Origin of the sequence: Streptomyces sp. NPDC088554, assembly GCF_044752945.1 — a bacterium.
Taxonomy (GTDB): Bacteria; Actinomycetota; Actinomycetes; order Streptomycetales; family Streptomycetaceae; genus Streptomyces.
In genome coordinates this window covers 64470-74074 of the sequence record NZ_JBIVMF010000028.1, presented here as the reverse complement: position 1 = coordinate 74074, position 9605 = coordinate 64470, and the positions used below count along the sequence as shown (strand labels likewise).

The window sequence follows — 9605 nt, the reverse complement described above, 5'->3', positions numbered from 1 at the left end:
TACACCTGCCACTGCCACCGCACCCCCGCCACCGTCACCATCCGCCTCGACCAAATCCCCCGCCGACAAGCCATCGGACACTGGATGCGGGAGAGTGGGCTCGGGGGCGGGCTCGGGAATGGGTTCAGGGGGCGATGACCAGCCGTTCGATGCGGTCGTCGCGGAGTGTGAACCGGTACCTCAGATCGACGGCGCCGCCCGGGAAATCGCCTTCGAGGTGCTGGGTGGCGATGTAGTGCGTCGCGTCGGTACACGTGGTGGGCGGCAGAGCCCTGTGGCTCGTACGCCGCTTCGCCCGGCGGCCCACCCGGAACGTGGCGTGTGATATTTCGTCGCGGCCTTCCCGCCCATCGTCCGGCACGGACTCCCGGCCGGGGCCTCGCACTTCGGGCATTCGCGACGTTCGACCGCAGATGCTGCCTGATCGGGCGTCAGATCCATGCGAGAAGCCCCTCAGAAGCACCTCGCAGAACGCCGGACTTTTGAGAGGTTTTCTGCGACGCTGGACCCGGACAAAACGGACCCGATTCGGGGGTCTCTCAGAACTCGCGCAACCGTTCATTTATGCGAGTGACGTTCCGTCACGATCGTCACGTAACGCTACGAGCGGCAAGATCTGACGAGACGGCGCGACCGGACGGGCGATTCTGCGAGCGTCGCACGCTCGTTCTCACGCGGGTTCGAGGTCCTTGGGGTCGGCCTCCCATTCGAACCCGCCGCCACGCGGTCGAACGAAGATTCGGCGGCGGCGGACCTTGTCCGTTTCGAGGTCCCGTTCGACCAGCTGTCCGCTGATCGTCCCGGTCCGGCCGTCGCGCTTGTGCCGGACCAGCTTGCCGAGGTCGGGATGGGGCGGGTTGCTCACCGAGACCCCCATCGGCACCGCCGGCACCGCCCTTTCCGTCTGTCCGCGTGATCGCGCCGCTCCAGGATGCCCCGCCGGGTCGCCCCCGCGTGGCCGTCTTCACTCAAGGAGCGCAATCCGGCGTTCAGGCGGCCTTGAGCCGCTCCAGGAACTCCGGGACGCCGTCCACCTGCCGGTAAGGCTTGAAGGCCGGCGCGAGGTCGCGCACCAGGGTGACGCACCGCTGGGCGCCGATGCGGGTGGCGAGGTCGAGGGACTCGTTGGTGACGGCGAGGGCCTGTTCGACGTCGCGGGCCTTGAGGAGGTTGCGGGCCTCGTAGGTGAGGAAGATGCCGCGGGTCTTGTCGCGGGCGCGGGGCAGCAGGCTCATGCCCTCGGTGATGCGGGCGTGTGCGAGATCGGTCTGTCCGAGGTCGAGCATGCACTGGCCGGAGTCGACGGCGAGGTCGGCCGGGCTCATCCACGCGCACCAGCCGGGGGCCGGATCCAAGGCGGTGGCGGACAGTTCGGTCTCGGCGGCTGTCAGGTCGCGGTAGCAGTCGGAGCGTTCGCCGAGGGCGGCATGCGCGCGTGCCCTGCGCAGGAAGAGCAGGGACCGGGCGGTGGGGTGCTCGGTGCGGGAGAGCGCGTTGCCGAGGAGGTCCACGGAGATGTTGGGCTTGCCGAGCCAGTTCGACTGGTAGGCGAAGTCGGAGAGCACACCAGCGCCGAAGTCCCGGGCGCCGACGGCGTGGGAGCTGTGCAGAGCCGAGGTCCACAGGCGGCCGGCGGCCGAGTGGCGGCCCTGGTCAAAGCGGTGCCAGCCGCAGGTGGTGGCCAGGGACGCCGCCAGGACGTGCAGACGCCGGCCGGTCGGCTCGCTGTATCGGCCGTCGGCGATCAGGTCCGTCACGGTGGCGAGGTGGGCGTCCATCAACCGGGCGGTGTGCTGGCGCTGTTCGGTCGGCAGGGCCGTCAGCTTCGCGCTGGTGTCCTCCAGCCAGTCGACCAGCTCGGTGTCCACGCGCTTGCCGTTCAGCGCGGTGGTCAGGCGGTCCGGCTCGATACGGGCCCACTGGGAGGCGAGGCCGGCCAGCGACACGGCGCTGAGGGTCATGAAGGTGCGGCGGTCCATCGCGGTTCTCTGGGCCTCTCGAAGTGCTTGGACGGTGTACGCGGAGCCCAGCGGCAGCGGGATGTCGTGGCCCGGCAGCCAGTCCGGCCAGCCGAACATCTCGACGTCCTCGGGTGGGACCTCGAAGGCAGCGGCGATCCAGACCTGGGTCTCCGCACTGGGGACCTTGCGCCAGGTCTCCCATTTGCTGACGGCGGCCTTGTCCGCGCCGGAGCGGAGCCCGTGCTTGCGGGCTGCCCGGTCCATGCGCAGGGCGAGGTCCGACTGCGACCAGTCGCGCAGGTCGCGTGCGTAGGCGAGGGGGTGCCGGATCGCGTCGTCCACGGGCCCAATTCCATCATCGACAGTGACGGCGAGCCTACTGCGAGCGAGGGCGGGACTACCCCGGGACTACAGAAAACGCCTGTTCGGTGACTGTCCGTTGGGCTGTACTCGACACGCATCGACAAGTTCTCGCACGAAGCGGAAGGAGTCTGCTCATGAAACGTCGAGCCGCCGTCATCGGTCTCGGCCACCAGGCGCTCGAAGACCACCTGCCCGGCCTGCTCGGGTCCGGCAGGGCCGAGCTGGTCGCGGTCTGCGACAGCGACCCGCGCGCCCTGAAGGCCCAGCAGGACGCCCACCAGGTGCCGGGGTTCACCCGCTCCGGCGACCTGCTGGACGCGGTGAAGCCGGACTTCGTGATCGTCGCGGTCCCGCACCACGCGGGCCGGGCCGTGGTCCAGGAGTGCGCGGAGCGGGGTGTGCACGTGCTGAAGGAGAAGCCGTTCGCCACCTCCCTGCCGGAGGCCCGCGAGCTCGCGTCGATCTGCGAGGCAGGACGGGTGGAGCTGATGGTGACCCTCCAGCGGCGCTTCAACCCGCTCTACACGTCCGTGCCGCAGCTGCTGGACCAGATTGGCACGCCGTTCCTGATCGACGGCCAGTACACCTTCCACACCGACGACCCCGGCGGCGGCTGGCGCGGGGACGTCAGCCAGGCCGGCGGCGGCTGCATCATCGACATGGGCTACCACCTGGTCGACCTGCTGCTGTGGTACTTCGGCATGCCGACCCGGGTGCTCGCCGAACTCTCGGCCTCCGCCGTGCCCGAGGGCGGATACGACGCCGAGGACACCGCCGTCATCCAGCTCGGCTACGACTCCGACCTCTACGGCTCGATCCTGCTCTCGCGCTGGATGGCCCCCAAGACCGAGAAGCTGCACGTCGTCGGCACCCGTGGCTCGGTCCTGTTGACGAAGGGCCAGGTCCAGCGCCTCGCCCTGGACGGCACGGTGGTCGAGGAGCTGTCCCGCCCGCAGGCCCCAGCGAGTGCCGCGACCGCCCAGATCGACTACTTCTGCCGGGTCCTGGACGGGGAGCGCCCCAACACCTCCGGCCCCGAGCAGCACCTCGCCCACGCCGCCTTCGTCGCCTCCTGCTACGCGTCGAAGAAGGCCGGGCGCTACATCGACCCGACCCGGGTGGAGGAGCTGATCACGCCCCGCACGAGGGCCATCATGGTCACCCACCTGTGGGGCCGCCCGGCCGCCATGCTCGCGCTGCGGGCCATCGCCGAGACCCACAAGCTGGCCCTGCTGGAGGACGGCTCCCACGCCCACGGCGCCTCCCACGGCGGGCAGAAGGTCGGCACGTTCGGCCTCGCCGGGGCGTTCTCCCTCAACGGCCCCAAGCCGCTGTCCGGAGGCGAGGGCGGGTTCGTCCTCACCGACGACGACGACACGTACTACCGGGTGCTGACCTTCGCGCACTACAACAAGCGGGCCAAGTCGGAGATCCCGCAAGGCCATCCGCTTGCGCGGTACGCGGTCACCGGCTCCGGCCTCAAGCTCCGCATCCACCCGCTGGCCGCCGCCCTCGCCCACGACCAGCTCGGCCGCCTCGACGGCTACCTCGCAGGCCGGGCCGAGATCGCCCGCTACCTGAGCGAGCAGTTCGCCGACATGCCCGGCCTGGACGTGATCCCGATGCGGTCGTCGCGGAGTGTGAACCGGTACCTCAGATCGACGGCGCCGCCCGGGAAATCGCCTTCGAGGTGCTGGGTGGCGATGTAGTGCGTCGCGTCGGTACACGTGGTGGGCGGCAGAGCCCTGTGGCTCGTACGCCGCTTCGCCCGGCGGCCCACCCGGCCCGTATCTACTCGGCCCCGCCCGCCCACTGCCTCAGCAGTCGTTCGCGCTCGGGCGCCGAGAGCTTCGCCCGGTCCAGGGGGAGCGCCAGCAGCCACTGGCGTATCTCCTCCGCCGGGAAGTCGCCTGTCCCGCAACGTTCCAGCAGGCGGTGGGAGAGGTCGGCGTCCCTCTCGGTGTAGCCGATATCCACCGCGCAGTGGACCGTCACCTCCACCGTTTCGGTGCTGGTCTCCACCGTCACTGTCATCGACAGCGGGTCGATGGCCAACACCTCTATAGCGGCAAGGCCGATCTCCACCACCTTGGAGAGGACCCGGCGTGCCATGGACACCACCTTCGCGCCGGTGACCGTGACCGCCCGTACGTCCTCCCAGGTTGCCCAGAACTCCTCACGCGGCTCGGGCGATTCGCCATGTGGCCCCGGCAGTTCGCCGCGCGACCCGGATATCCGTACCCCTTCCGAGGTCAGAAGCACCTCGGAGGCCGACGACCAGATCAAGGGGCCGCCCAGATATACGCCCCGGGAGGTGACCCAGAAGAAGCCGACCGCGCTGCCTTCATCCGCGTCGATGGCTTCATCGACAGCCTCATCGATGGCCGGGGAGACTTCCGGGGAGACCTTCGAAGGCACCTCCGAAGGCACCTCCGGGGGGACGGGATTCTGCGGGGTCATCGTCCGGTTTCCTCCACTCGTTCAGCGCTCGCGCGCCGGTCCTGCCGCTCCACTCCCCCGAACGCCTCTCCGTTCGCCGGAACTCCGATGCCCTGCCAGGTGAACGGCACGCCCTGCGCCACGTCCAGGTCCGGGTGGTCCATCAGCTGGAAGTGGAGGTGGGGCTCGGTGGAGTTGCCGGAGTTTCCGCAGCGGGCCAGAACCTGGCCCGCGTGTACGCGGTCTCCCGCGCGGACGCTGAGGGAGCCGCGCCGGAGGTGAGCGTACATCGCGTACGTACCGTCGCCCAGGTCGAGCACCAGGTGGTTGCCGACTATGAAGCGGGCGCCGCCGATCTCACGTACGCCACTTTCCAGCAGCATCAAGTAGCCAAGCGCCGGAAGGGAGTTGCGGCTCAGATGGTCGCGCTGGCCGCCGCCGGCGTGGACGACCGTGGCATCGGCCACCGCGAGGATGGGCTGGTCGAAGGCGGGGAAGTCCCGGTTGCGGCGGACTATCGGCCACACCTTGGCGAAGGCCGGGCGGGTTCCACCACTACCGGGCTCCGGGTCCGCCACGATGTCGATCGCGTACGTCTGCCCGTACCCGTGCGTGCCATGGCTCGGCACCTTGTCCGCCGGGCTGTTGAGCGCGGTCCAGCTCCCCGTCACCGGCACCGCCACCTCCAACGGCGGCGGTGGGGTGCGCCGCTTCTCGGCGGCCTTGCGGCCCGTTCTCCGCGCGACGAAGAACAGGGCCACCAGAGCCGTCGCGAACGGTATGAGCACCCATGGCGAGAAGCGCCACAGGCCGGTCAAGTCCCCCAGTATCAGGGCCACATAGACCAACATCCCCACTCGGTAGAGGGTGTTGGCGAGCTTGCGTAACCTCATGTTTCCCCCAGAACAGCAAAACGTCGTTCACGGAACCACGCCGCTACGGCCGCGCCGCCGTCAGGCACACCAGCAGCGGTACGACCCGGCCCCCCGGCACCTCGTACCGGCCCCGTCCCACCGTGCGGAGCCAGCCCGCGGCGGTGAGGAGGCGCAGGTGGTGGTAGATCTGGCCGGTGGTGCCCAGGCCCTCCAGGTCCGCGAGTTCGGCGGCGGTGCGCCGGCCCGCGAGGATCTCGCGGAGGAGCCGCAGGCGTACCGCGTGCCCCAGCGCCGCGAAGGATTCGGCGGCGAGGGACCAGTCGGCGTCCAGGAGGGTGTCGGTGAGGGCGGCGTACTGCCACTCGTACCGCTCCTCCGTCGGGAGCTGGACCGCGCCCGTATAGAGGACCCCGCCCCCCGGTCCGGCCGGCTCCAGCCACTCCTTCAGGCCCTGGAGTGCCCAGAAGTCCCCTTCGCTCGGACGGGATTCGGCAGCAGGGGCAGCTCCGCCCGCCGCTTCCTCCAGCGCCGCGAGCCGGCGCTCCAGCTCCGCGACACGCCGCTCAAGGTCCGTCTCCGCCATCGACCAGACTCCATATCCTCAATTTACGTAATTACGTAATCCAATACAAGTGGCTCCACGAAAAAGCCCCTGCCCGGTGTCACCATGACACCGGGCAGGGGCTGTCCGTCGGATCAGGCCAGCAGCGCCGGGATCGTCGCCTCGTGCGCGTCCTTCAGCTCGGCCAGCGGGATGCCGAACTCGCCCTGAACCTCGACCACTTCGCCGTCGACCACACCGATCCGGGTCGCCGGGAGCCCGCGCGCGCCGCACATGTCGGTGAAGCGCAGCTCCTCGCTGCGCGGTACGGAGACCACCGCGCGGCCCGCCGACTCGCTGAGCAGGAAGGTGAACGCGTCGAGCCCGTCCGGGACGACCAGCCGCGCGCCGTGTCCGCCGCGCAGGCAGGACTCGGTGACCGCCTGGATCAGGCCGCCGTCGCTCAGGTCGTGCGCCGCGTCGATCATGCCGTCGCGCGAGCCGGAGATCAGGATCTCGCCGAGGAGCTTCTCGCGGTCGAGGTCGACCGCCGGGGGCAGCCCGCCGAGGTGGTCGTGGACAACCTGCGACCAGGCCGAACCGCCGAACTCCTCGCGGGTGTCGCCCAGCAGGTAGAGGAGCTGGCCCTCTTCCGCGAAGGCGATCGGCGTACGGCGTGTGACGTCGTCGATCACACCGAGCACCGCGACGACCGGCGTCGGGTGGATCGCCGTGTCGCCCGTCTGGTTGTAGAGCGAGACGTTGCCGCCGGTCACCGGGGTGCCCAACTGGAGGCAGCCGTCGGCCAGTCCACGCGTCGCCTCGGCGAACTGCCACATGACGTCCGGGTCTTCGGGCGAGCCGAAGTTCAGGCAGTCGGAGATGGCCAGCGGCTTGGCACCGGACGCGGCGACGTTGCGGTACGCCTCGGCCAGCGCCAACTGCGCGCCCGTGTAAGGGTCGAGCTTCGCGTACCGCCCGTTGCCGTCCGTCGCCATGGCCACACCGAGGTTGGTGTTCTCGTCGATGCGGACCATGCCCGCGTCCTCGGGCTGGGCCAGCACCGTGTTGCCCTGGACGAAACGGTCGTACTGGTCGGTGATCCACGCCTTCGACGCCTGGTTCGGCGAGGCCACCAGCGCGAGCACCTGCTCCCGCAGCTCGGCCGAAGTGGCCGGGCGGGGAAGCTTGTTGGCGTCGTCGGCCTGGAGGGCGTCCTGCCACTCGGGGCGCGCGTAGGGCCGCTCGTACACCGGACCGTCGTGGGCGACGGAGCGCGGCGGTACGTCGACGATCTGCTCGCCGTGCCAGAAGATCTCCAGCCGCTCACCCTCGGTCACCTCACCGATGACGGTGGCGATGACGTCCCACTTCTCGCAGATCTCCATGAACCGGTCGACCTTGTCGGGCTCGACGACCGCGCACATGCGCTCCTGCGACTCGCTCATGAGGATTTCCTCGGGCGAGAGGGTCGCGTCACGCAGCGGTACGGTGTCCAGCTCGACCCGCATCCCACCGGAACCGGCGGACGCCAGCTCGCTCGTCGCGCAGGACAGGCCCGCGCCGCCGAGGTCCTGGATACCGGCGACGAGCTTCTCGGCGAAGATCTCCAGGGTGCACTCGATGAGCAGCTTCTCCTGGAACGGGTCACCGACCTGGACGGCGGGCCGCTTGGCAGGACCGGTCGATTCGAAGGTCTCGGAGGCGAGCACCGATACCCCGCCGATGCCGTCACCGCCCGTGCGGGCGCCGTACAGGATGACCTTGTTGCCGGGGCCGGACGCCTGCGCCAGGTGGATGTCGTCGTGCTTCATCACACCGATGCAGCCCGCGTTGACCAGCGGGTTGCCCTGGTAGCAGGCATCGAAGACGACCTCGCCGCCGATGTTCGGCAGGCCCAGACAGTTCCCGTAACCGCCGATTCCCGCGACGACGCCCGGCAGGACGCGCTTGGTGTCGGGGTGGTCGGCGGCGCCGAAGCGCAGCGGGTCGACGACGGCGACCGGGCGCGCGCCCATGGCGAGGATGTCGCGGACGATGCCACCGACGCCGGTGGCCGCGCCCTGGTAGGGCTCGATGTACGACGGGTGGTTGTGCGACTCGACCTTGAAGGTGACCGCGTACCCCTGGCCGACGTCCACGACGCCCGCGTTCTCACCGATACCGACGAGCATCGCGTCGTTGTCCGGGGCCTTCTCGCCGAACTGCCGCAGATGCACCTTGCTGCTCTTGTACGAGCAGTGCTCGGACCACATCACGGAGTACATCGCCAGCTCGGCGCCGGTCGGACGGCGCTCCAGGATCTCGCGGATCCGGGCGTACTCGTCCGCCTTGAGGCCCAGCTCCTTCCAGGGCTGCTCGACGTCCGGGGTGGAGCCCGCGTGCTTGACCGTGTCGAGGTTCTTGATGGTCATCAGGCGCTTACCAGCTTCTTCAGAACGGAGGTGAAGAATCCGAGGCCGTCGGTACGGCCCGTACCGATCAGCGGTTCCACGGCGTGCTCGGGGTGCGGCATCAGGCCGACGACATTGCCGGCCGCGTTGGTGACGCCGGCGATGTCCCGCAGCGAGCCGTTGGGGTTGCCGTCCAGATAACGGAACGCGACCCGCCCCTCGGCCTCCAGCTCATCGAGCGTGCGCTCGTCGGCGACGTACCGGCCGTCGATGTTCTTGAGGGGTACGGAAATTTCCTGGCCCGCCGAATAATCGGCGGTCCAGGCGGTGTCCGCGCTCTCCACCCGCAGTTTCTGATCGCGGCAGATGAAGTGGAGATGGTTGTTACGGAGCATCGCGCCCGGAAGGAGATGCGACTCCGTGAGGATCTGGAAGCCGTTGCAGATGCCGAGAACCGGCATACCGGCCTTCGCCTGCTCGATGATCGTTTCCATCACCGGCGAGAAGCGCGAGATGGCGCCCGCCCGCAGATAATCGCCGTAACTGAAACCGCCCGCCAGGACAACCGCGTCGACCTGCTTCAGATCCTTGTCGCGGTGCCACAGCTGTACGGGCTCCGCCCCGGCGATCCGGGCGGCGCGCAGACTGTCCTGGTCGTCGAGGGTGCCGGGGAAGGTGACGACTCCGATACGAGAAGTCACTTCGGTTCCTCGCCGTTCCCGGCCTTCTCGACCTTGATCACGAAGTCCTCGATGACGGTGTTGGCGAGAAAAGTTTCGGCCATCTCGTGGATGCGGGCGAGGGCGGCCTCGTCGACCGGATCCGCCACCTCCAGCTCGAAACGCTTTCCCTGGCGAACGTCGGCGATGCCCTCGAAGCCAAGGCGGGGCAGTGCGCGCTGCACGGCCTGGCCCTGGGGGTCGAGGATCTCCGGCTTGAGCATGACGTCGACTACGACGCGTGCCACTGGCACTCCCGGTGGTGTGGTGCGGCTGGTTCTCGCTGTTGCGTGCCGCTGCGTTGCGGCTGCGCT

General features: G+C 69.3%; 10 protein-coding genes. 1 reads left to right on the top strand and 9 read right to left on the bottom strand.

All coding sequences use genetic code 11. From position 1 onward, the window contains the following. Positions 1-124: 124 nt before the first annotated feature. From ACIP8W_RS27200 to ACIP8W_RS27190, 3 genes are all read right to left on the bottom strand, one after another. Positions 125-394 carry a hypothetical protein gene (locus tag ACIP8W_RS27200; protein ID WP_402204985.1) on the bottom strand — a complete coding sequence of 90 codons (270 nt, stop codon included), beginning with the start codon at positions 392-394 and terminating at the stop codon, positions 125-127. 276 nt (positions 395-670) lie between these two features. After that, on the bottom strand, positions 671-865 hold the full coding sequence (locus tag ACIP8W_RS27195) for a hypothetical protein (RefSeq protein ID WP_402154291.1): 195 nt from the start codon (positions 863-865) through the stop codon (positions 671-673). A 124-nt stretch (positions 866-989) separates the two neighbouring features. After that, positions 990-2303 carry a helix-turn-helix transcriptional regulator gene (locus ACIP8W_RS27190; protein ID WP_402154290.1) on the bottom strand — a complete coding sequence of 438 codons (1314 nt, stop codon included), beginning with the start codon at positions 2301-2303 and terminating at the stop codon, positions 990-992. 155 nt (positions 2304-2458) lie between these two features. Here ACIP8W_RS27190 and ACIP8W_RS27185 point away from each other — a divergent pair, with 155 nt between their 5' ends. Further along, positions 2459-4033: a DegT/DnrJ/EryC1/StrS family aminotransferase gene (locus tag ACIP8W_RS27185; RefSeq protein ID WP_402154288.1), complete on the top strand. Its 1575-nt coding sequence runs from the start codon at positions 2459-2461 to the stop codon at positions 4031-4033. 82 nt (positions 4034-4115) lie between these two features. On the opposite strand, the gene ACIP8W_RS27180 is transcribed toward ACIP8W_RS27185, so the two are convergent. The 6 genes from ACIP8W_RS27180 to purS all read right to left on the bottom strand — a co-directional run bounded on the left by ACIP8W_RS27180 (position 4116) and on the right by purS (position 9539). Further along, positions 4116-4784: a hypothetical protein gene (locus ACIP8W_RS27180; RefSeq protein WP_402204983.1), complete on the bottom strand. Its 669-nt coding sequence runs from the start codon at positions 4782-4784 to the stop codon at positions 4116-4118. Next, a complete protein-coding gene (locus ACIP8W_RS27175) occupies positions 4781-5656 on the bottom strand; it encodes a peptidoglycan DD-metalloendopeptidase family protein (protein ID WP_402204981.1) in 876 nt (291 codons plus the stop codon). Before ACIP8W_RS27175 ends, ACIP8W_RS27180 begins: the two co-directional genes overlap by 4 nt. Before the next feature lie 43 nt (positions 5657-5699). After that, complete coding sequence (locus ACIP8W_RS27170; protein ID WP_402204979.1) at positions 5700-6221, bottom strand: ArsR/SmtB family transcription factor; 522 nt, start codon at positions 6219-6221, stop codon at positions 5700-5702. 113 nt (positions 6222-6334) lie between these two features. Further along, complete coding sequence (purL, locus tag ACIP8W_RS27165) at positions 6335-8593, bottom strand: phosphoribosylformylglycinamidine synthase subunit PurL (RefSeq protein ID WP_401957278.1); 2259 nt, start codon at positions 8591-8593, stop codon at positions 6335-6337. Further along, on the bottom strand, positions 8593-9273 hold the full coding sequence (gene purQ, locus ACIP8W_RS27160) for a phosphoribosylformylglycinamidine synthase subunit PurQ (protein WP_401957275.1): 681 nt from the start codon (positions 9271-9273) through the stop codon (positions 8593-8595). The genes purL and purQ overlap by 1 nt, the downstream gene beginning before the upstream one ends. Further along, positions 9270-9539: a phosphoribosylformylglycinamidine synthase subunit PurS gene (gene purS / locus ACIP8W_RS27155; RefSeq protein ID WP_401957273.1), complete on the bottom strand. Its 270-nt coding sequence runs from the start codon at positions 9537-9539 to the stop codon at positions 9270-9272. Before purS ends, purQ begins: the two co-directional genes overlap by 4 nt. Between the last annotated feature and the right edge of the window lie 66 nt (positions 9540-9605).

Bases quoted from the DNA above. Each gene is read 5' to 3' on its own strand.
- ACIP8W_RS27180 (WP_402204983.1), bottom strand. From the start codon at position 4,784: ATGACCCCGCAGAATCCCGTCCCCCCGGAGGTGCCTTCGGAGGTGCCT.
- ACIP8W_RS27200 (WP_402204985.1), bottom strand. From the start codon at position 394: ATGCCCGAAGTGCGAGGCCCCGGCCGGGAGTCCGTGCCGGACGATGGG.
- ACIP8W_RS27185 (WP_402154288.1), top strand. From the start codon at position 2,459: ATGAAACGTCGAGCCGCCGTCATCGGTCTCGGCCACCAGGCGCTCGAA.
- purL (WP_401957278.1), bottom strand. From the start codon at position 8,593: ATGACCATCAAGAACCTCGACACGGTCAAGCACGCGGGCTCCACCCCG.
- ACIP8W_RS27175 (WP_402204981.1), bottom strand. From the start codon at position 5,656: ATGAGGTTACGCAAGCTCGCCAACACCCTCTACCGAGTGGGGATGTTG.
- ACIP8W_RS27170 (WP_402204979.1), bottom strand. From the start codon at position 6,221: ATGGCGGAGACGGACCTTGAGCGGCGTGTCGCGGAGCTGGAGCGCCGG.